This window comes from Cryobacterium ruanii (assembly GCF_004404055.1).
In the GTDB taxonomy this organism is placed as follows: Bacteria; Actinomycetota; Actinomycetes; order Actinomycetales; family Microbacteriaceae; genus Cryobacterium; species Cryobacterium ruanii.
In genome coordinates this window covers 1-22,843 of sequence record NZ_SOHK01000002.1, presented here as the reverse complement: position 1 = coordinate 22,843, position 22,843 = coordinate 1, and the positions used below count along the sequence as shown (strand labels likewise).

Here is a 22,843-nt window from a genome sequence, read left to right as displayed (position 1 = left end):
TTCCCGCCGCCGGCCACGGGCTACCAGTAGCGCCGTCTTGCACGGCTTCATGAACCGCCAGTGATCGACGCACTGTGCGCGGATGTCAACGCGCGGGATGACCGAAAATTGTCGATGATGCGGCGTTCGACATCGCGTCGATCCAGGCCTCTTTTGGCTGCAAGACCCACCTAGGGTGGTACTGACGTGGCCACGAGAAAGACGCTGACAGGGTAGAACGCTGCTAGAACACCCTGCATGAAATCCCCGCGGCCCTGTCGGACATACTTCAGTATGAGAGTTGTGACCGACACCGACACCGATGCTGAGCGCGAGAAGCGTATGCGCAACCTCGTCGTGCTCGTCGTCGACCCTGTGCGCCGATACCTGCACCGCCGCACCGATGCCGCGACGGCCGACGACGTGATCGGCGACACCCTGCTGGTGTGCTGGCGCCGCCTCGACGAGGTGCCCGACGACGCCCTCCCTTGGGCGATCGTCGTCGCGGGGCAATGCCTCAGCAACGCCCGCCGCGCCGAGCGTCGTCGCACCCGTCTCATCGGCCGCATCATCGCCATCGACCCGCCGCCGGTCGCTGCGGACGAGAATCCCGCAGGATCCACTGTCGATGGCGCCGCAGAGGCGGCCCGCGTGACCACTGCCCTCGCCGGCCTGCGTCGAAACGACGCCGAGATCCTGCGGCTGTGGGCGTGGGACGAGTTGAAGAGCCCGCAGATTGCCGTTGTGCTCGGCATCAGCGCGAACGCAGCGGCGATCCGTCTCCACCGTGCGAAGGCGCGCCTCAAGCAGGAGCTATTGAAATCCGGCACCCCGACCGGACATATAACTTATGACGAAGGGAGCGAAGATGCACGACGATGACCGTGCGCTGCGCGATCAGCTGCGCGCCGCCGATCCGGCCCGCGCGCTGCTCCCTGCCTCGCCGACATGGCTCGACCACAGAATGGAGCAGATCATGACCAACCAGTCTTCTACCACCACGACCGTCACCCCCGAGGCGCCGCGAGGCACCTTCCGGCGGTGGATGCCAATGGTCGGCGTCGCCGCCGGCATCGCCATCGCCGCAGCAATCGTCGCGCCCCTCGTCCTCCGCGGCCCGGAACCCACCGTCGAGGCGCTGCAGCCTCCCATGGGCGAAGGCCTCGCGAGCGGCAGCTGCCTCGCGCTCGTGCCGGCGACCGTCGCAGCGCAGGAGCAGGCGTTCGCCGCGACGGTGCTGCCGACCCAAGGCGACACCGTAATGCTGGAGGTCACGGAGCGCTTCGCCGGCGACGTCGCCGACCGCGTGGAGGTCGCGCAGGGCGATGCGATGACTGCCGACTCCTCGGGCGTGCCGTTCGAGGTCGGCCAAAGCTACCTCGTCGGCGCTGTGGCTGGAACGATCACCGGCTGCGGCGTCACCGGGGCCGACAGCGCCGAGCTCCGCGCGGTTTACGACGCAGCATTCCCCGGCTGATCCACACCCGCCAGAAGCACCACGACGCCGGAACTGACACAAAGAAAGCGTCCCGCAGAGAGTTCTCCTGACGTGAACGGAGGAAAGGTGCTGATAGACCCCTCCCGTGTCCCGTGTCCCGTTCATCGTGCGCCTCGCGGAACGCCGAGGGCAGCATCCTCTTGCCGATTCGCCGATCCGGCTGTGTGGCCGACGTCGTCGGGGTGCACCCGTCTCGTCGCTGTGGCCGACAGAATCTAAGACGTTCGATTCCTGAAGCCGAGGTAAAAAAATCGAACCCCGCAAGATTCACATCCGGAGATACTTCATCTTTGCAATTTAGACTTGGCGGGTGATTATTGACCTAGCTGGTATCTCCCCGGAAGCCGTCGTCGATCGATACCTGTCGCACCTGGTAAGCGATCAGATCAAGGCGAGTCCGGTCATTCGCGGTGGCCAATCAGCGGCGGATGCTGCACTCGATTCGTTCGACGTCACAGGGTATGCCGCCAAGCGCAACCAGGTGCTTCCAGACTCGGATCGCGGAGCATCCCGGTTGTCGCCTTACATTCGCCACGGATTACTTCCGCTGCGGGAGGTCTGGAGCACAGTTGCAGGTCCCCCTTCTGACGTCGCCAAGTTCCGCGACGAACTGCTCTGGCAGGAGTACGCTCGTCACTTATATGCTCGCGTCGGCATGGATCTGCACCATAATTTGCGCTTCGACGTTGTCTGGTCGGGGGAGTTCGCGCCAGCCGCGTTGCCGCGTGAGATGACCTGCGTTGACTGGGTGGTCTCGAGCCTGGAAACAGATGGCTGGTTGGTGAACCAAACCCGTATGTGGTTCGCTTCGCACTACACGGTCCGATCCGGAAAAGGATGGCCGGCCGGTCAGGAGTATTTTCATCGCCACCTCTTAGACGGTTCTCGTGCCGCAAACCTGCTCGGGTGGCAATGGACAGTCGGCGCGGGTACCGGCAAACCCTATGGATTCGCGCGTTGGCAGGTCGAAAAACGTGCGCCTCAACTGTGTGCGGTCTGCCCCCTCAATCGGGCCTGCCCGATCGAGAATTTTCCTCCGCAGTTGGATCCGCGCCCAGTATCGAATCCAAGTCCACGGCTCGTTCGTGACTACGATATTGCAACCACTCAAGGTCCGACCACGGTCGTCGAGCGCTCGACGCCGCAATCGGTGTTGCTCACCGTCGAGTCACTTGGCGATGCGGATCCGGCGATGCTCGCGCATCCGCTGCTGCCGGTCGTCTTCATTTTTGACGAACCGGCCTTGAAAAAGCTTCAGCTTTCGAGCAAAAGACTCATATTCTTCGTTGAGACACTGCAAGACCTCGCTGCGCGGCGAGAGGTCATTGTGCATCTCGGAGACCCGAGGCAAATCACTCCAGGACTGCGCGCTGCAATCACTTGGGCCCCGGTCCCGAGCTTCGAAAAATACGCCGGGACTACCGTGGAACTTCATCCATGGCCATGGCTTACCCAACCACATGCCGGCTCTGTCACAAGTTTCTCTGCGTGGCGCAGGAATATCGCTAGGCCGAAATAGGCTGCAACGGTTTCACCGCACGGTCTGCGCATCCGATGGCCGGGAACACCAGATAAGTCGAGCCGTAGGTCGTGGGACGCGGTGGTACCAACGGTGCAGGCGCGGAATCAGGGCTGACAAATAATGCCCCGGGTTTTCAATGGGTCACGTCCCGCTGAGTGGATGCTTCTATCGGGGCCGTTTCGTGAAGAGTTTCGCGGAGGGCACTTTGGTTGAAGGCTCGGCTATAGGAGAACCGACGCCAGTTCGATCGCCTCGTGAAATTTGTCGTGGCGCAGGTCTACCGACACGGCGCGAGCTGATCGCAGTAGCCGAAGGTCAATCTCTGAGTGCTGTTTCCACCAGGTCTGGCACATCGACGGTCTCATCGATCCGTTCACCAGACCAGGATCGTGATGAAAAGGACATGTGCGAGCAGCGGACAAAATCGGCAACCACCACTGTCAGGAAGCTTGATTTGCGGATACTCTTCGCCGCAAGCGTGCGTGCGTGCGAGTAATAACAATGCATTTGACGGAGGGCTACGTATCAACGCTGTCGCATTAATCGTCGGGATCGTCCCGATGGGCGAGGACACATAGGAGTGAATCGTGAAGAAGAACATCAAACTGGTTCTCGGGTTGAGTGCAGCTGCGGTGATCGCTGTGTCGCTGGGCGCTGCGCCGGCGTCGGCGCATGTCCCGAAATCGGTGCGCGGTAACGTGGTGCTGACGGCTAACCTCACGGAGCTTAACGACTCCGGAGCGTCGGGTAGGGCGTTCGCCGTTGTTCGCGGCGAGACAATCCGGGCGATCGGAATCCGCGCGCGGGGTTTGACCCCCGATGCTCCGCACGCCCAGCACATCCACTACGGGGAACAGGCCATGAATGAGTGCCCCACGCTGGCGTTGGATAGTAACGGTGACGGACGGTTGAACACCGTCGAGGGGGTACCGGCCTACGGCCCCGTCGTGGTGTCCCTGAATACCAGCGGCGACACCTCGCCGGCCAGTTTCCTGGACGTTTCCCGGTTCCCCGTCTCGAAGAACGGCTCCTATAGCTACCTCCGGACCAACATCCGATTCACGGACGTCGCCGGAACCGGCTACCCGGGAGCCGAAGGGCTCGGCACTGCCGCGCAGATCGCTGAAGCCATCCGTGATGGTGAGGGCGTCGTCGTGATCCACGGAAACGACTACGACGGCAACGGAACGTACAACCTCAGCGATCCCGAGGGTGCAAGCGAGCTTGACCCCACCCTCCCCGCCGAGGCAACAGACCCGGTCGCCTGCGGAGTTCTGCACTAGCTGCAAGCGTCCGATCAAGGTTGCGGTCCAGGCGCCATGCGAGCACGCACAGTGCCGTGTGGTCCTGGATCTTCTTGACAGAACACCTCTATTCCGGGGCCTGCTCAGGCGTGCACAAGCTGGTAGCCCCGACATTCAGCGCGGCCTCTGAAAAACACCCCGCAATCACTTTTGGAAGAGTCGGCACCGAAGCCGAGTAGGGATTGGCCGCAGCCGCGGGCATCCGCTCCATCGTTTGAGTTGGGCGTGGACCTTTCGCACACCGTGAACGCCAGAGTTCTTCTTCTAGACGTCTGTGATCTTCACCATGGTCTCCTCATCCGTTTTCGATCGTTGCGAGGGCGGCCGGGAGATGACCGCGTGGTGCGTCGATGGGGTGATCTGCATTTTCTTACAAATCCGCTCGGCCCGGTATTTGTGCTTGTTCACGTCGATGAACGTGATCATTTGATGGAGGTGCGGTCGTGCTCCGCCGCGAAAAAAGCCGACGCGCTGCGCAGGATGTTATTCGCCCTCCGCAACTCGCGGTTCTCTCGCTGGAGTCCGAAGAGCCGCGCTGGCAGCGCTGGCCCTACGCTTGCGCTACGGGCCGCAGACCTAACCCCGGACAGGCCAGGGCGCCGGTGATAGTTCTCTCGGCAGGTATAGCGGATGAGGACGTCGTCATCGCGTACGGCGTCGGCGCCGAGATGCTTCGGAACTGACTCCACGAATACCGTGAGGACAACGGGGCTACGGAAACTGAATTGCCGGTGTCGGAACGGGCTCGTTTGAAGGAGCTTGAGCGGGAAGTTCAGGAGTTGCGGGCAGAGACCGCTTTCTTGGAAAAAGCCAGCGCATACTTCGCGCGGCAGCAGCGGGAGTAAGTAAGTACGAATACGTTGATTCCTAGAAATCGGAGCCTGCCAAGCGGGATTCGGTGGTGAAGATGTGCTGTTCGCCCGGGTTTAGCATTTCTTCGAGCAGTCCGACGGCACCTATGGCTACCGGCGCATCCACGCCGTTCTTGCCGCGGAACAGACGAAGTGCTCACCCGCAGCGACGTCATCCGGTATATCGACGGTTTTTACAACAGCCGACGCCGGCATTCCGCGCGGGGATATCGCCGGCCTAATGACCTTCGCTATGGTTATCACCAGCCAGAACTGGCACGGTAGAAGAATCCACTAATTCCGCTGTTTGAAATGCCCGCAGCAGCTCAGAGGGACAGCGGTGGTGTTATGGCAATGTTTTATTACGTATTGAGGTGTGACAGCCTCTCTAATTCGGACGCGCTTCATTTTGATCTGCGTCCCAGATCGGTAATATGGGCACGTAACTCTCACGAATGCACACCCTCGTTCGGTATGCCGTTCGAAGATGATATTGCGCAACGTCTTGCGGGTAGCAGTCACTTCAGATTGGGCCTGCACGACCAAGTTTTAGCCGTGCAAGCCCTGTGACGGGTGACTCTAGGTGATCTAGTTGCTGAGGGTGGATCGCTTGAGGCTGCTCGCATCTTCCAACGACAGTTCGGAGTCGGCGAAGGTCTGATCGTCCGAGAAGGACTTCATGCGCGCGATGCGGTAGATGATCAGGCCGTAGAGGCACTTAGCGAGGATGTCGGCCACGGAGTAGCCGATTTGCAGGCCCACCCAGGCGTCGGATCCGTCGATGCCGATACCGGGCAGTAGGTAGGCGATCGGGTAGACGCCCCAGGTTGCCAGCAGCAGTAGTCGCAGCAGGCTGATGGTCTTGCGCACCGTGGCGGGCTGACGTTCCAGCGATCGAGTTAGCTCGACGAAAAGCACATAGAGGATGTAAGCGAACGGGATCGAGGACAGCAGGCCGAAGATGCCGCGGGTCAGGTTGTCCGAGGCCATCTCGCCGGGGTAGCCGAGGGCGATCATGAGGGCGGCGGCGGGAATCAGTCGCGTGAGCAGGCTGCTTTGCACCTTACGCGCAAGTGCCAGCACGGCGACCAGCTCGAGCAGAAGCAGCGGAACGGTGAGCAGCCAGTCCACGTAACGGTAGCCCTCGTTGAAGGATGCTCCGGCGACCTGCGTATAGTTGCCGCGGCCACCAACGGCGTCAGTGACAAACGCTTCGGTGAAGGAACTAAAAATACGGAAATAATGGTATGCCGCGATGCCACAGACGATGGCCGCAACGGTCATGGCCTGGCGGTAGCGCGGAAGCACTCGCGGCAGGCAGATAACCAGAAAAATAGACGTGAACAGCTGCGAAGCGATCACCAGGGAGAATACGTTGTAGATGGTGTCGTACTGGATCTGGGTTAGGGAGTCAGGTATCAAGATGTCCTCTACTGTTTACGAGAATTCGCCGAAATGATGGCGACCGAACCGAAAATAGATAGCTAACCTGGTTATGTGTCATAACGTACTCCGGTTAAGGCAAGTTCGCCAGTTAATGCCGGACGGACTCAAGAAATACCGGTCAGCTTTGTGTTTCTCGCTAGGCTGTTTTTGTACATCACCCGATCCGCACCCTTGCACGAGATCGAGTGCGAAGGAGCACGGATGATTCATGCCGCGGACGCTGACCTCGTGATACTGGGCGCGGGCTTGGCCGGGCTCTCTTTGGCGGCCCGGTTGGCTCGAGAGTGTTCCGGCCCGCGCGTTGTCCTGCTAGAACCTCGTACCGCCTATCGAGACGATCGCAGCTGGTGTTTTTGGCGACCGGAACAGCATGATCTGTCGTACTTGGTCTCGCGACGTTGGAAAACATGGACTTTTTCCGATGTGGGGGGCAGGAACGTGCGGCACCAAGTGCCCGGGCTGGCATACCAGTACGTTCGGGGCAGCGATTTTTACATGAGCGCGCAGGCCGACATTGCCGAGTCGCCGCGCGTCGAGCTGCGCCTCGGGGTGCGTGCCGGCACGGTCACGGCGGTTTTGGGCGGAGTTCGGGTGGAGACCAACGCGGGCACGCTTTTGGCGCGTCAGGTGATCGATACCCGGCCCCGGGCCTCTGCGGCCATGCTGTACCAGAGCTTCGTGGGCCTAGAACTGGAACGTGACCGTCCGCTGCCGTTCGATCCTGACGAGGTGACGCTGATGGGGTCCCTCGCGTCCGACGCCGAAGGCCTACGTTTTGTGTATGCCTTACCGCTGGGCCCGAACCGCGCGATCGTGGAGTGGACTCGGTTCGGCACGGCGCCGATCGACCGGGACCGCTTGATCCCGGAGCTGGATCAGGTGCTTACCGGGCTCGGCTTGGCTGACGCCCGCCGGGTGCGGACAGAGGGCGGCGTATTGGCCATGGGACTGGGCCGCCAGGCCGGACTGCCGATCGAGGGCGTGGTGCACGCGGGTAACGCTGGCGGTGCACTGCGGGCCGCTTCGGGCTACGGGTTCTTGCGCATTGCACGCTGGGCTCAGCTGTGCGCGGACCGCCTGCTCGCGGGGCGGGAGGCCGTGGGACATCCGGAAGAGCCTCGACTGAGACGCACCTTCGATCGCATTTTTCTGCAGGCTGTTCGGGCGCACCCGGAACGCACCGCAGAGTATTTCCTCGCTCTTTCCGACGGCGTTCCCCCGGCCGCACTGGTGCGTTTCCTCAGTGACGGTGCGCGGGCCGCAGACTACGCGCGCATCATCTCCAGCCTGCCGTGGAGCCCGTTCATCGCCCAGCTGGCTGCGCCCACCAGGTTTACCCCGGCGCCGGCCGCGCCGGTCGGCGCGGCCGTCATCGCGACGCGAAGCACGACTACGAGTGGGCAGTGATGATCGGCCAAGCCGCTCTGTTCCATGCGGGGTCCGCCCGTGTCAAGCCGCGCTGGCGTCGGGTGCCCGTCGAGACGGTGGTGTTCGCCAGTCTCGCCTTGGTCACCTTGGTCGTGCTCGGGCTGGGCCTGCCACTGCCCTCGCTCACGATTCAGGTCGTGCTCCTTGGCGTGCTAGTCGGGATTCTGGGCCTGCCCCACGGCGCCCTCGATCCGCTGATCGCGCGCCGCGCCGGACTGTGGCGCACCCGACTGGGCTTTGCCGGGTTCAACATGGCCTACATTCTCGTCGTGGTCGTCGTGGTGTTGCTTTGGCTGATCGCTCCGGTTGCGAGCCTGGTCACGTTCCTGCTCGTGTCTGCTTTGCACTTCGGGTCCGATTGGAATGCCGACCGAGCGCCCTGGCTGCGGTTTCTCGCCGGGTTCGGACTTCTCAGTGTCCCGGCGCTGTCGCATCCAGCGCAGGTGAGTGCCGCTTACGTGGTGCTGGCCGGAGACGGAGGCGCGGTGGTGGCCAGCGTGCAAGAGTGGCTGGGGCCGCTCGCCCTGGCCAGCTTGCTGCTCGCAGCGTTGGTGGCTCTGCGACACCGGGCACACGAAAGTATCGAAATTCTGCTCGCGACCATGCTCGCCCTCGCGACAGAGCCGTTGGTCTTCTTTCTGCTGTACTTTTGCGCGCTGCACAGTGTTCGGCACCTGAAGGCAGGGTTCCAGGCCGAACGTGATGGCGGACGGCTGTCGGCCCTGATGGTGATGGTGTACACCGTGGTGCCCATCCTCGTAGTGGGCGTTGTGCTGGTTTGGCTGGGCCCCGATGGCTCCCTGAGCGAGCAGATTCTGCAGGTGGTGTTCATCGGTTTGGCGGGGCTAACCGTGCCTCACATGATCGTCGTGACCTACGAAAACCGTCACCGCCGGGCGTTAAGAGCACCCGATCTCAGCTGAGAATCATTCCCGTGGAATAAGTGCATTGACATGCAAGGACGTGAGTTGTCTCATGAACGATCGCCTGCAGGTCGTTCGCCAACCAGCGCAGCATCAGGTCGCACCCGAGTCGAATCTCGATCGCGTTGGGAATTTCGCTCGACTGAGATCCAAGAGATTATGGAGCAAAGAGCAGAACGGCGAACATGCCGAACAGCACCAGGTGGACAGCTCCGTGGAGGGCAGTGGTGCGCGGGGAGAAATAGGTGATGATGCTCGTTGCTAGTGTCACTGCGATCAGCACCATGTTTGCGTTCGATTCTCCAAGAATGACCTCTTGGCCTGTCGCTAGGCCGATGATCAGTACTGTCGGGATGGTGAGCCCGACCGTGGACACGAACGCCCCGAGCCCGAGGTTGAGGGTGCGCTGGCCCTCGTCAGCCAGCGATGCCCGAACTGCGGTGATCGCCTCTGGCGTGAAGACGATGATCGCGATGATCACCCCGCCCAACGCGACTGGGGCACCCGAGGCTGCGATACCAGCTTCGACCATGATCCCAAGGTCGTGGGAGAGCAGCACGATCGGCAGAACGGTCCCGACCAGCAGGAGCACCCGCCGGACAAGCTCGCCCCTGCCGACGCCGACGGCAGCGGTTGAAGGAGAGTCGGGGCGGGTTTCGGAAATATCGGCGGTAGTGACGCTTCCAAAGATCGCCTGAGCGTGGCTGGGCTGCTTGAACAACGCCCGGCTCTTCCCCGTCTGCAGGTAGATGAAGAACCCGTAGAGTGCCGCCGCCAGTACCGAGACGGCAATGGCTTGCGCGGGCACCAGGCTCCCGTTGGAGGTGGACACTGTGAAGTTTGGCAGCACGAGCGTGCACAGCGACAACACGGCGATCATCGCAACATAGACCGATGCGCCTTCCATGTTGTAGCGCTGCGGACCGTGCTTCATGCCGCCGAGGAGGAGGGACACACCCATTACTCCGTTAATGATGATCATCATGACGGCGAACACCGAGTCGCGTGCGATCGTCGTCGATCCCGACGGCCCAAGCATGACCGAGGAAATAAGGACCACTTCAATGATGACGACGGTCAACGTCAAAATCAGCGTTCCGAATGGTTCTCCCAGCTTGTGGGCCAGCTCCTCGGCCTGGTGGACGACTCCGAACGCGGCGACCATGATCGCCGCGAGGACGATCAGGAACACGCCAACCGCGACTGCCACACTCGGCGGGTCGGCGACAAGATCATGGCCGACTGTCAGCACGCCGATCGAGACTAGCCATGCGATCGCGAGGGTCATCGCCGTTGATCGGTTGAGCAGCGTCCGCCAGCCATCGTTCGAGCGGACCAGGGTGGGGGTGTGAAAATCCGCGTGGCGCTTGATGGACATAAGCCTGCCTTTATCGGAGGCCGTCCCCCTACAAACCGCAGCATCCGAGGTCGTCCCGTGACGCATGAACGCAGCACGCATCCACTAAATAGACGATATCAGAATCGCGGTTTTCGCCGGAGATCATCGGCTTCAGATTTATATCCGACGGGTCTCGCAACCTGCATGTCTCATATCCAAGGGGATGCAAGACGATGGGGTCGCTGCCGCCCCTCGTGGACTGAGCTCGATGCGCCACTTGACACTGAAAATGTGGTGTCAAGACCGCCAAGAGGTCGCACGTCTGCACTGCTGGTTCGGGCCGTCGACGGCGCACGCTCCCGCCCCGTTGGCGGAAGTTGCGGCGGGTCAAGATAGCGCAATTACGGATTGTAACCGCCGCGTTTTTGACGATGACCGCGTCATATCCGGTGACGATTCGGGAGTGTGAAAAAGCCCCACCGAAGGATCCCGGCGGGGCTTTCTTCAGAATGTTGACGTGGTCGCCGTCATTGGCCGCGCGCTGACAGGGTGAGCGAGGGTAAACCTCAGCTGACTCGGAGAGCGGCGGCCAGGCCGTTCAGGGTGACGTTTCCGACGATAGCGGGGCTGATGGGAGTGGACGCTATCTCGCCCGTTACCGGGTTCGGTTCGAGGCCGAGCACTGTGCTAAGCACGGACACTGCGGCCGCCGCGGACCAGGCTTGCGGCCGGCATGCGGCGGGGTAGGACCCCGCCGCGCTGGCAGCGGTGGAAGCGTCGCCGGAGTGGAGTTCGGGCATCCGGTAGTCAAACGATTCGGCCGCTGCGAGCAGACCGGTGATCAAAATGCCTGCCTCGGCACCGAAGCCAGCGCGGCCGAGCCCGGCGATGGCAATCGCGGTGTCGTGGGTCCAGACCGAGCCGCCGTGGTAGCTCACCGGCCAGTACCCGGCCGAGTCGGTGGACATGGTGCGCAGGCCGTAGCCGGAGCTGAGTTCGGGAGAGACCAGACGGGCAGCGACGAGGGCGGACTCTTCGGCGGAGAGCAGGCCGGTACCGAGAAGGTGGCCGATGTTGCTGGTGACGGTGTCGACCGGGCGCTTGAACGCGTCCAGGGCCACAGCCGGGTAGCGGCCCTGCGGTGAGTCGATCCAGAACGACTGGCGAAACCGGGTCTTGAGCGCCTCGGCCCAGGCGCGCCAGGTGTCGCCACCGGGCCGGTCGAATGCGTCGAGCAGGTCGGCGCCATCGGTCGCGGCTTGGTAGGCGTAGGCCTGAACCTCGCAGAGAGCGATAGGCCCAGTGGCGAGGCTTCCATCACGCCACTGGATGGAGTCGCCGGAGTCCTTCCAGCCCTGGTTAGCGAGCCCGTGCCCGGTGCTGTCGACGTACTCGAGGAATCCGTCACCGTCGCTGTCGCCGAAGTCGCGCATCCAGGCTAGGGCCGCCTCGAGGTGTGGCAGGAGGGCCTCGACCTCGGCATCGGCCATGCCCCAGCGGTGGGCGTCGGCCAACAGGCAGACCCACAGGGGAGTGGCGTCGACGGTGCCGTAGTAGAGCGGCGGCAGCGACACATCTTCGCCGGGGATCGTAAACGCGGCGGGCCGCAGTTCGTGCATGATTTTGCCGGGCTGTTCCGCGGTCTCAGCGTTGTTCCGGGTACCCTGCAGCTGGGCGAGTAACCGTAGGGTGGAGGCCGCGAGGTCGGTGCCGAGGGGAAGCAGGAACCGCGCAGCCCAGAGTGAGTCCCGGCCGAACAGGGTGAAGAACCAAGGGGCGCCGGCGGCGAGGAATGCCTCATCCGGCCGCGCTGTCGTTGCCATTCGCAGGCCGGAGAGGTCGTCGAGCGCGCGCTGCACCCAGCGGCCCAGGCGTGCGTCGCCGGAGCTCACCGATACCCCGGCCCACTCGGGCAGGCCCGAGGCCGCCTGCACCACGGTTGCTGCATGCTCAATATCGATCGTCCACTGCACGGTGACGCTGCCACGGGCGGGCACAGTGACCGACCAGTCGCCGCCAACTTCTGCGGCAGCCGTGCTAGGCACACCGTCACCGCTCAGGCTCACCAGAGCAGCTACGGTCGGGGTGGTCAGATGGATGCCGGTGCCCGTCTCTTTCAAGGTGACGACCGGGGCCTCGCGGCGATCGGCTGCCCCAGACGTGACCTGCTGAGCACCGCTACCAAGGCCGGCTTTGACGATCTGCATGTCCGCGAAATCGGGAATCAGGCGCACGGAAACAGTCGTGTCAATCGCGTGCTGCAGTCCGGAAATAAGAGTGATGCTCTCGGTTAGGTGGCCGGCCGTGACTCTGCGGGTAACCTCTAGTCGCAATCGCGGGTCGGCGGTGCGGTCGTCAAGGTGGCGCAGCAGCGCACTGAACGTCATCTCGCCAGCGCCGCGAGCAGCCGAGCCGATTGGCTCGCCCGCCGACCCGCCGACCCGCAGGCTCCAGCCGGAGAGGACGCGGGTGTCGGCATGGTAGAGGCCATGGATTGGGAGCGTCGTGCATCCGTCGGACCCGGACCATGCCTGGGTTGGAGCGGCTAAAACAGTGGCGGAATTATGGAGCAGTGGCTGGACAGGGTGAGAGAACATGAGTGAGGTACGACTCCAAGGTGTTGTGGTGTGGATCTGGGGAGAAACGAAGGGTGCCGGCTACTCCTTCACGGAGCCGTCGGTGGTGTTCATGATGCGTTTCTGGAAGATGAAGAACATCACCGCCACCGGGATGGTCATGATCGCCGCTGCGGCGAGCTTGAGCGGGTACTGGGTGCCCTGGCTCAGCTGCCCGGAGGCCAGCGAGGCCACGCCCTTCGTGAGTGTGGTCAGTTCGGGCGATTGCGTGGCCACGATGAAGTGCGACAGCTCGTTCCAGGAGCCCTGGAACGACAGAATGATGATCGTGACTAGGGCCGGCCGGGCCATCGGCAGCACGATCGACCAGAACACTCGGAAATTGCCGGCCCCGTCGATGCGTGCTTGCTCTTCGACGCTGGCCGGGATCGATTCGAAGAAGTTCTTCATGATGAAGACGCCCGCGGCGTCGGTGAGCAGCGGCACGATCATGGCCACATAGGTGTCGTAGATGCCAAGTTGGTTGATCACCAGGAACTTGGGGATCAGCAGCACCACCCCGGGCACGCTCATCACAGCGATGAGCAGCGCGAAGATCACGTTGCGGCCTCGAAAATGCAGCCGGGCCAGGGCGTAGCCGGCCAGAGAGTTGAAGAACACGCGGCCGAGCGTGACGAAGACCGTGACGATCGCGGAGTTCTGAAACCAGATCGGGAAGTCCGAGTTGAGGAACAACCTCTCGTACGCGGCCGTAGACCAGGTTTGCGGGAGCAGCGAGATGGGATTGGTGGCGGCTTCGACATCCGTTTTGAAGGAGGTGGCGACCTGCACCAGGAAGGGGGCGATGTAGATCATCGCGAGCACGATCAGGATCGCGTAGAGCAGCGACCGGCCGGCGATCGCGCTAGTGGGTAGCTGTGGCCGGCTCAGGTCGTGCAGTCGCTGGGAGGCAGTGCTGGGCCGCATGCGGGCCCGCACGGTGGTGGTCATTTGGAACCTCCGGAGGTTGGGGTTTGCAGGTACAAGCGCATCCGCCGGGCGGAGACCGTACGTTCAACCAGTAGCCAACGTTGGAACAGGGTGAAGACCACGATGATCACGAACAGGATGAACGCGATCGCGGCGCCCTGGCCCCAGGCCTGGTTGGTAAAGGCGGCCTGATAAGAGAGATAGGCCGGGGTGAGCGTGGTCTTGCCCGGTCCGCCTTGGGTGCCGGTGTAGATCTGGTCGAAGACCTGCCAGGCACCGATCAGGCCGAGGGTGACCACGGTGAACAGGGTCGGCCGCAGCTGGGGGAGGGTGACTTGCCAGAACCGTTGCCAACCGTTGGCGCCATCCATTACGGCGGCCTCGGCGACATCTCCGCTGAGGTTCTGCAGCGCGGCGATGAACAACAACATGAACGTGCCGCTGGTGGTGAACACAGCCATTAAAATGAAGGCGCTCATGGCAACGGAGGGCCCGGCCAGCCATTCCCAGAACGAGATGCCGAGGAACGTGTTGTCGGTGAGGGCGGCCGGGCCCGTCTCGACGCCGAACGCTCCGAAGATGTTGTGCAGCACTCCGCTAGGGTCGTTGAACCAGTTCGGTCCGTTGACGCCGATGAATGAGAGCAGTTTGTTGACGGCGCCGCTGGCGCTGAATAGGAACAGCCACAGCACCGTGATTGCAACAGAACTGGTGACCGACGGGAAATAGAACGCGGTGCGGAAAAAGCCGCGGCCGCGCAAAATCTGCCGGTTGACCAAAACGGCCAAGAACAGGGACAGCATCGTCTGGATCGGTACGACCAGCAGGACGTACCAGGCGTTGTTGCGTAGCGCCGTACCGAAGTCCTGTTCGGCGAGGCCGCCGCCGCCGACCAGAGCGGAATAGTTATCCAAGCCCACAAAAGCAACGGAGCCGGAAAACGGGCTGCCGCGACCGTTCCAGTCGGAGAAGCTGACCCAGAGTGCCATTAGCACCGGGATGACCAAAAACATCCCGAGCAGGATGATCATCGGAGCCGTGAAGAGCCACCCCGAGGCGGCCTCGCCGCCCCGGATACCGGAGCGGCGAGGCATGCGTGCAGGCATCGACATGGCGGGCTATTTCAGTAGTGCTTCGAGGTTCTTCTGTGTGGAGTCGAGGATTGCTCGCGCGTTCCCGGTTTTGAGCGACTCGAGCTGTGCGTTCAGGTCGCTTACGACATCCGCGGCGCCCTGCACGACGGGCACGCCCTTGGCATACTCCGCGCCGTCTAGGAACGGAACCAGGGTGGGGTTGGCGCTCTTCCACTCGTCGGCGGCCGACATGATCGAGGGCATCGGGCCAAACTCCTCGGAGAAGGTCAGCTGGGCGTCCTTGCTGGTGAGCTGTTCCACCAGGTCCAGGGCCGCAGTCTGGTTGGGGCTGTCGGCGGCGATGCCCCAGCAGTTGGTGAACTGCAGGGTGCCCTTGCCTTCTGGGCCTGCCGGCAGCTCGGCTACCGTGTAGTTGACGTCGGGGAAGTCGTTCGTCATTGCGCCGGTGATCCAGTTGCCCTCGATTGTCATGGCGGACAGCTGCTTTCCGAACGCCTCACCGCCCCAACCCGCGCCGATCTCGCTGGCATAGCTCATCACACCGTCGTTAAGGAGCGTCTGCGCGTATTCGAGGCCCGCGACGTTCTCCGGGCTGTTTGCGGTGGCCTCGGTGCTGTCCTTGTTCATCAGGCTACCGCCGGCCTGGGCCATGAACGCGCCCAGGCGGGCGTACTCACTGCCGAGGGCGAGGCCCACTTGGGAGCCGGTGGTGAGCGTTGCGCTCACCGTCGCGAGCTCGTCCCAAGTGGTGGGGATGTCGCTATCCGTGAGCCCGGCTTTGGCCCAGGAGTCCGTGTTGATGAGGAGCTGCAGGGTGGAGAAATCCTTCGGAGCGCAGTAGAAGTCGCCGTCATAGGTGAAGGCACTGACCAGGCTGGGGTAAAAGTCGTCTTTGTTGGCGAGATCGTCGCCGTAGGCGAGCAGCGAACCGTTCGACGCATACCCAGCGAGTGCATCTGTTGAGAGGTAGAACACGTCGGCGGGCTTCTGCGCGGCGAAGCCCTGGGCGAGCTGCTGATTGAGGTCGCTCGCGACGCTGACCTCGGCTTTGGTGCCGGCGGTCTCGGCCCAGGCGGCCACGGCGGCGTTGACGGCAGCGGTCTCGGCGTCGCCACTGGAACCGATCAGAACCGAGAGGCCCTGCGAGGAATCGCTGGTGAGTTCGCCGCCGGTAGTGGCGGAGCCACTGCTAAAACCGGATCCGGAACCACACGCGCTGAGGGTGAGGGCACCGACCACGGTGAGACCTGCGCCGATTAGCAAGCGGGAGTTGCGTCGTTGCATCTTGATGCTCCTTCTGTCGCGCTACAATGCGCACGTCTTGTGTGGTCTTCACAGTAGCTGACTTTATTTGATCGATCAAATAATTTCTTGGAACGATCAAATGTAGTGAGCCTTTAGCCTCTGCAAACGCGGTACCCTGTGGAGAATCAATATTGGATCGATACATACTGAGGTTTCGTGGGGAGGATCGACTATGGCTTCGATGCCAACGGTGACTGATGTTGCACTGGCGGCAGGCGTTTCCCGCCAAACCGTTTCGAACGTGATGAACTCGCCCGGCATTGTGCGTGCTGATACGCGCGAACGGGTTAGGGCCGCGATCGCGCAACTCGGCTACCGCCCGCACGCCTCGGCGCGGCGGTTGCGTACCCGACGCAGCTCGACCATTGGCATCCGGTTGGATCCGATGATCGACGGCATATCGGGGTCTGTGCTGGATCGGTTTTTGCACGCTCTGACGGAGCAGGCCGACAAGCAGGGTTTGCGGGTGTTGCTGTTCACCGCCACCAGCCCCGAAGACGAGATCATCCAGTTGCAGCGCCTGAACGACGGGGCCGACGTAGACGGCTTCGTGCTTACGTCCACTTTTGCTGGCGACCCCCGCACGAAGTGGCTGATCGAGAACGGGATCGCCTTCGTGACCTTTGGGCGGCCGTGGGGGACCGACGACGTGAGCGACCCGCAGCACCTTTGGGTGGATGTGGACGGCTGGGCCGGGCTGCATGAGGCGACCCAGGCGGCGCAGAACGCCGGCGCGCGGCGGATTGGCTACATCGGCTGGCCCAGCTCGTCGGATACCGGCGAGGACCGGCGCCGCGGCTGGCACGATGCGATGCACGAACGCGGCGACGTGACCGAGGCTGACCTGGTCGCACTCGAGGTGGTTACCGTCGACGGTGTAGCCGAGGGCACTGCTGCGATGCAGAGCCTGCGGCGCACGGCGGGGCCGCTGGACGCGGTCCTCTGCGCGAGCGACTCGCTGGCACTGGGGGCGATGATTGCCAACCCTGAGCGGGTGCCGGTGACGGGCTACGACAACACACCGGTCGCTGCCGCAATCGGGCTGTCGAGCGTGGACCAGTCGGTGGGAGAGGTTGCCGCGGGCGTGCTTGATCTCCTGACGGGCGAGTTCGGTGGTCAAGTCCACGGTGCGCCGAAGTCGCTACAGCCTCGACACCAGATGATCAAACCCCGGCTGGTCGCGCGGGCGTTCGCGGCGATCCCGATGGAGGTGCTGGCATGACTCGGTCTGGCCTCGGTCTGGGTCTCGCGGGGCTTTCGTCTGGATGGTGACGCGGTGGTCGTCAGCGGTGACGCGAACCTATTCGCTGTTTTCGGTGATCGCTGATTGTGCGGCAGCCAAAGTGACGATGGCGTTGTCGGCGAAGTAGATCCCGATGAGCGCGGCGACCGCGAGGTTGTTCGTTGCCCACGGTGGCTTTGCCCCCGTTGACTGGACACCTCACAAGAGAGAATATTCACCTGGCAAAGACGCGTAGGGAGGTCACTCCTGAGTACAAAGACGAGGCCGTGAAGCTGATTATCAACACCGGCAGGGCGATCGCGACCGTGGCCCGCGAGCTCGGTATCAACGAGGCATAGATACTTATTAGTCCGTAGCGCCGCCCTCCGTACAGCGTGCCGGTTCCGCGACGGCGGTGGTGGCAAAAGATTTCGGGCGACGAGCACGCGGGTCCTTATCAGCAGAGCCGAGCGCACCCACGCCCTAGATTTGTCTCGCACTGACCGTATCCAGACCTAAATCAGAACGGCTCCGTTCAACCGAGTGTCACCAATCAGACGGCTCGGTACGGCTAGGCCCAGGCGTGATGTCCCCACTGCCGGTGAGTCCACATCGGGGATTCCTCAAGTATCTCTTGCAGGCACCCCCCATTCGGGTTACGCTGGCGACCAGTTCGTCGATCTTCACAAATACTGGCCCCGTGCCCCGCGCATGATCTCGTTGTCGAGGCGTGCCTTTCCCGCACTACGGCCCCACCCCACGCGCTACGTGCCAGTGCGCGGCGCCATGTCACTTTCGTTTGGAGAACAACGTGTCACGATCCGATTCATCCGTAAAAAGGCGACTTCGTTCGAGCCGATCGGGGCTGGCAGTCATTGCAGTGGTGGCGCTTCTTCTTGGAACAACGAGCGTACTCAACGCGGCAACGTCACCGACGTCCGCTGCGGCTGCAAACCAAGATGGCTCCAGCATCAAAGCCAATGACGTCACCAGCCTGCCGGTCTCCTTCGAGGTTGAAAACGTCAACCGTTCCAAAGTGGCCTGCGCCAGTGACGGGGCAACCTACACCGTCCGCGGCCACATCGTCGGCCCCACGAAGGAGCTACGGCGTAAAACGGTGAATGGCGCGACTCTCTACCTGCACGGTCTGAGTTTTGGGGAGTTTTTCTGGGACTTCGCCCAAGCACAAAATTATAACTTTGCAACCAGTCAGGCAAAAGCCGGCCAGGTGTCGGTTGTCATCGACCGACTCGGATACGGCAGCAGCGACAAACCCGAGGGAAACAGCATCTGTGTGGGATCCCGCGCTGACATCGCCCACCAGATCGTGCTCGACCTGCGCGCGGGATCCTATGAGGTAACTCCATCGGGGCAGACTCCGGAGTTTTCACGGGTAGTCCTCGCCGGTCACTCCTACGGTGGTCAGATCGCCCAGGTCGCGGCCTACTCGTTCGGCGACATCGACGGATTGGTCGTCATCGGCTACGCCGATCGTGTGCAATCGCAGCTCCTTAGAGACAATTCCGCGTATGCCGCAACGGTGTGCGCGAGCGGCGGTCTGCGCGTCGGCGGCGCTGGCCCAGCTGGTTATGCTCCCTTCGGGCCACCAGAAGGAGCTGCGGCCGCCTTATTCAATAGCGCCGAACCGGCCGTGCAGAGTGCCGCATTGCAGTTGCTGACTATTGATCCGTGTGGTGACACAGCATCGTTCGCTTCGGCTGTGGCGGTCGACTTGGTGAACGTTCCATCGATCGAGGTTCCGGTCCTGATTATCGCTGGAGGACGCGACGCCTTGTTCCCTGTACCGGCCGGTCCTGATCAAGCGTCCCTCTATACCGGCGCCCAAAGCGTTGACCAGGTAACTTTGCCCACCTTTGGGCATGCTGTCACTCTGGAGTATGCCTACGCGCCTTCGGCGCTGCGGCCGCTCAACGACTGGCTGCAAAAAGTACTCCGCAGGTAGCCACGCAAACGACGGGAGCCTGTCTAACGAGTTGCGATACCGCATCCGTCAAAGCGTGCATGCCTGTCCCTGTCCGCCTCGACTGCGCCAGCACCACACGCGATCAACAACTTGTCCAAAAAGCTCGCTCAGCTGAGTCCAGCGCCGTCGTCGGCGAAGTACCGAACGTCAACGGCGGTACGGTCACCCTGTGGCCCCCACCAAATCGATCCATGATAAATCCTGAAAAGAGAGCACACGCATGAGTCAAGAAGCGAATATTGCCGCACAGCAGAAGTTCGGTGACGCCGTCAACAGTGGGCAACTCGACCTCCTCGATGACCTCGTGGCCGAGGACGCGGTCGACAACGACCCTGCCCCTGGCCAAGGCCCTGGCCCGGCAGGCTACAAAGCGTTCTTCGGCGAAATGATTGCCGCCTTTCCAGACCTGCACATTAAAGTCGAGCGGCTAGTCGCAAACGATACCGACGTCGCATTCGCTTATACCCTCACCGGTACCCACCAAGGCTCCCTCATGGGCCACGCCGCTAGCGGGAAAGCGGTGTCCGTTCGTGGCATGCAAATCAGCCGGTTTGAGAACGGGAAGCTTGTCGAGCGATGGGGAAGCAGCGACCAAAAGGGCATGCTCGAACAACTCGGCCTCGCACCCTAACCTTCCACTTCTGGCGTTTCTATTCGGAAGTGGTAGGGCCGAAGACGCACATCGAATACATGATGAATAAGATGCCGGTCAGGAGTCAACCAAACCGGGGGCAGTCCCTATGTCAGACTTTGATGATGCACTCATTTTCCAATGGAACACCTGCGGCCAGCGCAGAACTTTTGGCGCGGGCGTTCGCGGCGACGGCGCGAATGTCGTTGATTACGGACGCGCAACAGAACATTTTGCATGTGGGTAATTCATTCATCACGATTACGGGATACGGCGCTGACGAAGTGCTGGGCCGCAACTGTCGCTTGCTTCAAGGCCCCGGTACAGATCGTGCAGTTGTCGCCACTATCAGCGCCACATTGCGGGCCGGAGACGCCTTCGAGGGTGACATCTTGAATTACCGCAAGGACGGATCGCCGTTTTGGAACGGTTTGAAGGTTACACCGCTCCGAGGTCCGGCAAACGAGATTACTCACTACGTGAGTACGCAAAGTGACATTAACACACGTCGAGCGTTCCAAGACACTTTGCGCTTCCAAGCGCTGCACGATGTTGTCACGGACCTGCCTAACCGGCGCTACCTTGAGCAGCACTTAGCGCGGGACCGGACAGACCTGCAGGCGAGTGTCACGGCCATCGGTCTAATCAATATTGACGAATTCCGTCGGATTAACGAGCAAGTTGGACTCCGCGGAGGTGACGAGCTCTTACGTGCGCTGGGTCGTCGGCTTCGCAATTTGACCGGTGAAGGCGTCTTTCTGGCGAGCATGAAAGGCGATGAATACGCCGTCGTGATCGACGACCTCGGTTCGCTACGCGGCAGTGCAGATATTGATGACCAACTGGAAGCGGTCCTTCGTCGTTTGCACGAGGCTGTTGAGCGCCCGTTTCAAGTGCTGGGGAAAAGCGTGAGTGTCACCATCAGCATGGGAGTCGCTTTTTGCCCGCTGGACAGCGATGACATTTTGGATTGTCTCCGCGTCGCGGAGGTGGCATTAAAAGTGGCTCAGAGACGTCGACACGATCGTCAGCGCTGGTGGTATTTAGCACCGCCGGTAATCGAGACCGGCACACAGGCGACAGCGATTCTTATGGAGTCGCGTGCAACGCAGGCGGAACAGACCTTGCTGAACCAGCGCTTCGAAGCCGATCGGTTGCGCCTCTTCAATGGCGGATTGTCCATGTACATGCAGCCCGTCGTTGACTTACGCACCGGAGATTTAAGCCGAGTCGAGGCTCTGGCGCGACTAATACTTGTCGATGGCACCGTTGTCGGTCCCGATCGGTTCCTTTCCTTCTTAGACGATGCTGGTCACGATGAGCTGTTTCGTCTTGGTCTTGACGAGGCATTAGGTTGCCTTGCCCGCTGGGACAGGGAGGGGCTATCCACCCGCGTTTCGGTCAATTTGTCTCCGTCAACGCTTTACGACTCGAACTGTACCGGTTGGGTGAAGGGCGCCTTGGAACGCCACAACATAAATCCGAGCCGTCTCTCGCTCGAGCTGCTGGAGACGGAGTCAGCGAAGTCCGCAGTGCAAATCGCTGCAATCAACGACCTGCGAACACTCGGAATCGGGTTGGCTCTTGATGACCTCGGTTCCGGTCATGCGACTCTGAAGCGTTTGTCAGAGTTGCCTTTCGACTCGATCAAGCTGGACCGCGGCTTATTCGCGAGTCTGAATATTCGCCCGCTGGAGACACTCAGCATGCTCGCTACACTCACACAAATGGGACGTGATTTCAAGATCGGTGTCGTAGCGGAGGGCCTTGAGGATGTCCGCCTCGCCGAAGCTGCGGTCGTGCTCGGGGTGCCATTGGGCCAAGGATATTTCCTTGCCCGACCGATGCCCGCCTCGTCGATACCCGGCTGGGTCGCGGCATACAAATTCCCCCTAAGCGCTGGCATGGTGACGACCGCACTCGGCGCACTGGCCTACCATTGGAAATTTCTGCGTTGGGAATCACCGCATCCGCTGCCGCTATCGGCCTGTCCGCTGACTGACTTTATGCAGCGCCACACGCCGCAGACCAGCCGAGCGACCGCTTTGCACGAACAACAACACGAGCCTTTCAATGCGCCATCGACGGGTGGTCAACAGCTGCAGGAATGGCTGGTCGAGTTGGTGCAGGACCACGCCACAGCAGCGGGCTGAACGCCCTCGCCCGGCGCAGCGGCGGCGCTGCACGCGTCACGCGCACGCTTCCCGAGCGATTCAGCACCAATCAAGCGATGCAGACGAACCTCCACGGTGGCGTCGACGTATTTTCCAAAGCATGGAACCGGGCCCACTTGATCGCAGCGCGAAGTTCCGGTGTGATTTGTCGCGGGTCCCCCAAATGTACGACCACCTCATGCCTCGCAGCCAGGTCCTGAAGTGTTTCAACGAAGAAGAAAAGTCTCTTGCTCGAGAGCTGCAGTTTTTTAGGGCGGGTTCGTCAGAAATGAAGACGACCGGCAGCGCTGGACGGGCGAGGAGCGCCGGGTCCGCATCGGCGAGCGACTCGACGGCGAGCAACGCCGACCGCGGCGAAGAGCGCTCGACGTCGGTGGTCGGACCTTGGATAGGTGCAAGGTCGTCCTGAGCGAGCCGTGACCTCGGTTCAGGCACCGGGCGCAGCCCTAAATCTGAAGGAAAATCTTCCATCAGGCAGAGTGTCAGCGACGGTTGAAATGTAGTCCAGAATCGACGGTTTAAAACTAGGCCACCCAAGCACGATAGATGGGTGATCACAGTGGAAGATTGGGCTTTGGTTCGTCGCCTTCACTTGAGC

The 22,843-nt window shown here is 61.9% G+C and carries 17 protein-coding genes, 1 pseudogene and 1 other annotated feature; of the genes and pseudogenes, 11 read left to right on the top strand and 7 right to left on the bottom strand.

The window, feature by feature from the left end; genetic code table 11:
• Positions 1-282: 282 nt before the first annotated feature.
• The 4 genes from E3T47_RS00580 (at position 283) to E3T47_RS00565 (ending at position 4,282) form a co-directional block, all read left to right on the top strand.
• The gene (locus E3T47_RS00580) at positions 283-861 is read left to right on the top strand and encodes an RNA polymerase sigma factor (RefSeq protein ID WP_198416560.1); all 579 of its coding nucleotides are present in this window, start codon (positions 283-285) and stop codon (positions 859-861) included.
• Positions 848-1,456, top strand: a complete 609-nt coding sequence (locus tag E3T47_RS00575) for a hypothetical protein (RefSeq protein WP_134553726.1) — start codon at positions 848-850, stop codon at positions 1,454-1,456. The genes E3T47_RS00580 and E3T47_RS00575 overlap by 14 nt, the downstream gene beginning before the upstream one ends.
• A gap of 331 nt (positions 1,457-1,787) precedes the next feature.
• The gene (locus E3T47_RS00570; protein ID WP_198416559.1) at positions 1,788-2,996 is read left to right on the top strand and encodes an FAD-binding domain-containing protein; all 1,209 of its coding nucleotides are present in this window, start codon (positions 1,788-1,790) and stop codon (positions 2,994-2,996) included.
• A 590-nt stretch (positions 2,997-3,586) separates the two neighbouring features.
• The gene (locus E3T47_RS00565) at positions 3,587-4,282 is read left to right on the top strand and encodes a hypothetical protein (protein WP_134553725.1); all 696 of its coding nucleotides are present in this window, start codon (positions 3,587-3,589) and stop codon (positions 4,280-4,282) included.
• 285 nt (positions 4,283-4,567) lie between these two features.
• Here the strand turns inward: E3T47_RS00565 and E3T47_RS15730 are convergent, their stop codons facing one another.
• Positions 4,568-4,729 (bottom strand): hypothetical protein, encoded by a 162-nt coding sequence (locus E3T47_RS15730; protein ID WP_166805569.1) that lies wholly within the window; start codon positions 4,727-4,729, stop codon positions 4,568-4,570.
• Positions 4,655-4,768 (bottom strand) — a sequence feature (AL1L pseudoknot). It overlaps the preceding gene by 75 nt.
• Positions 4,769-5,742: 974 nt before the next feature.
• Positions 5,743-6,576, bottom strand: a complete 834-nt coding sequence (locus E3T47_RS00550; protein WP_134553723.1) for a bacteriorhodopsin-like — start codon at positions 6,574-6,576, stop codon at positions 5,743-5,745.
• 225 nt (positions 6,577-6,801) lie between these two features.
• Between E3T47_RS00550 and E3T47_RS00545 the strand changes: the two genes are divergently transcribed.
• Together E3T47_RS00545 and E3T47_RS00540 are read left to right on the top strand one after the other, a co-directional pair.
• Entirely contained in the window at positions 6,802-8,007 is a 1,206-nt protein-coding gene (locus E3T47_RS00545) for a lycopene cyclase family protein (RefSeq protein WP_134553722.1), read from the top strand.
• Positions 8,007-8,951 (top strand): Brp/Blh family beta-carotene 15,15'-dioxygenase, encoded by a 945-nt coding sequence (locus E3T47_RS00540; RefSeq protein WP_241981826.1) that lies wholly within the window; start codon positions 8,007-8,009, stop codon positions 8,949-8,951. Before E3T47_RS00545 ends, E3T47_RS00540 begins: the two co-directional genes overlap by 1 nt.
• Positions 8,952-9,108: 157 nt before the next feature.
• Here the strand turns inward: E3T47_RS00540 and E3T47_RS00535 are convergent, their stop codons facing one another.
• From E3T47_RS00535 to E3T47_RS00515, 5 genes are all read right to left on the bottom strand, one after another.
• Complete coding sequence (locus E3T47_RS00535) at positions 9,109-10,329, bottom strand: calcium:cation antiporter (RefSeq protein ID WP_134553720.1); 1,221 nt, start codon at positions 10,327-10,329, stop codon at positions 9,109-9,111.
• A 527-nt stretch (positions 10,330-10,856) separates the two neighbouring features.
• Entirely contained in the window at positions 10,857-12,887 is a 2,031-nt protein-coding gene (locus E3T47_RS00530; RefSeq protein WP_134553719.1) for a glycogen debranching N-terminal domain-containing protein, read from the bottom strand.
• 60 nt (positions 12,888-12,947) lie between these two features.
• On the bottom strand, positions 12,948-13,856 hold the full coding sequence (locus tag E3T47_RS00525) for a carbohydrate ABC transporter permease (RefSeq protein ID WP_134553718.1): 909 nt from the start codon (positions 13,854-13,856) through the stop codon (positions 12,948-12,950).
• Positions 13,853-14,941, bottom strand: a complete 1,089-nt coding sequence (locus tag E3T47_RS00520; RefSeq protein WP_422386458.1) for a carbohydrate ABC transporter permease — start codon at positions 14,939-14,941, stop codon at positions 13,853-13,855. Before E3T47_RS00520 ends, E3T47_RS00525 begins: the two co-directional genes overlap by 4 nt.
• Positions 14,942-14,953: 12 nt before the next feature.
• Positions 14,954-16,213: a sugar ABC transporter substrate-binding protein gene (locus E3T47_RS00515; protein WP_134553716.1), complete on the bottom strand. Its 1,260-nt coding sequence runs from the start codon at positions 16,211-16,213 to the stop codon at positions 14,954-14,956.
• A 193-nt stretch (positions 16,214-16,406) separates the two neighbouring features.
• Between E3T47_RS00515 and E3T47_RS00510 the strand changes: the two genes are divergently transcribed.
• The 5 genes and pseudogenes from E3T47_RS00510 (at position 16,407) to E3T47_RS00490 (ending at position 22,224) form a co-directional block, all read left to right on the top strand.
• A complete protein-coding gene (locus tag E3T47_RS00510) occupies positions 16,407-17,456 on the top strand; it encodes a LacI family DNA-binding transcriptional regulator (RefSeq protein WP_134553715.1) in 1,050 nt (349 codons plus the stop codon).
• Positions 17,457-17,695: 239 nt separating this feature from the next.
• A pseudogene (locus E3T47_RS16180) lies at positions 17,696-17,809 on the top strand (transposase); the annotation flags it as partial.
• 458 nt (positions 17,810-18,267) lie between these two features.
• On the top strand, positions 18,268-19,419 hold the full coding sequence (locus E3T47_RS00500; protein WP_166805568.1) for an alpha/beta fold hydrolase: 1,152 nt from the start codon (positions 18,268-18,270) through the stop codon (positions 19,417-19,419).
• Positions 19,420-19,660: 241 nt separating this feature from the next.
• Complete coding sequence (locus E3T47_RS00495; protein ID WP_134553712.1) at positions 19,661-20,071, top strand: ester cyclase; 411 nt, start codon at positions 19,661-19,663, stop codon at positions 20,069-20,071.
• A 62-nt stretch (positions 20,072-20,133) separates the two neighbouring features.
• Positions 20,134-22,224 carry a GGDEF domain-containing phosphodiesterase gene (locus tag E3T47_RS00490; RefSeq protein ID WP_166805567.1) on the top strand — a complete coding sequence of 697 codons (2,091 nt, stop codon included), beginning with the start codon at positions 20,134-20,136 and terminating at the stop codon, positions 22,222-22,224.
• Positions 22,225-22,843 lie beyond the last annotated feature (619 nt).

Coding starts and splice junctions, on each gene's coding strand:
- E3T47_RS15730 (WP_166805569.1), bottom strand. CDS start 4,729: ATGATCACGTTCATCGACGTGAACAAGCACAAATACCGGGCCGAGCGG.
- E3T47_RS00540 (WP_241981826.1), top strand. CDS start 8,007: ATGATCGGCCAAGCCGCTCTGTTCCATGCGGGGTCCGCCCGTGTCAAG.
- E3T47_RS00495 (WP_134553712.1), top strand. CDS start 19,661: ATGAGTCAAGAAGCGAATATTGCCGCACAGCAGAAGTTCGGTGACGCC.
- E3T47_RS00545 (WP_134553722.1), top strand. CDS start 6,802: ATGATTCATGCCGCGGACGCTGACCTCGTGATACTGGGCGCGGGCTTG.
- E3T47_RS00515 (WP_134553716.1), bottom strand. CDS start 16,213: ATGCAACGACGCAACTCCCGCTTGCTAATCGGCGCAGGTCTCACCGTG.
- E3T47_RS00530 (WP_134553719.1), bottom strand. CDS start 12,887: ATGTTCTCTCACCCTGTCCAGCCACTGCTCCATAATTCCGCCACTGTT.
- E3T47_RS00520 (WP_422386458.1), bottom strand. CDS start 14,941: ATGCCTGCACGCATGCCTCGCCGCTCCGGTATCCGGGGCGGCGAGGCC.
- E3T47_RS00575 (WP_134553726.1), top strand. CDS start 848: ATGCACGACGATGACCGTGCGCTGCGCGATCAGCTGCGCGCCGCCGAT.
- E3T47_RS00510 (WP_134553715.1), top strand. CDS start 16,407: ATGGCTTCGATGCCAACGGTGACTGATGTTGCACTGGCGGCAGGCGTT.
- E3T47_RS00525 (WP_134553718.1), bottom strand. CDS start 13,856: ATGACCACCACCGTGCGGGCCCGCATGCGGCCCAGCACTGCCTCCCAG.
- E3T47_RS00535 (WP_134553720.1), bottom strand. CDS start 10,329: ATGTCCATCAAGCGCCACGCGGATTTTCACACCCCCACCCTGGTCCGC.
- E3T47_RS00490 (WP_166805567.1), top strand. CDS start 20,134: ATGAATAAGATGCCGGTCAGGAGTCAACCAAACCGGGGGCAGTCCCTA.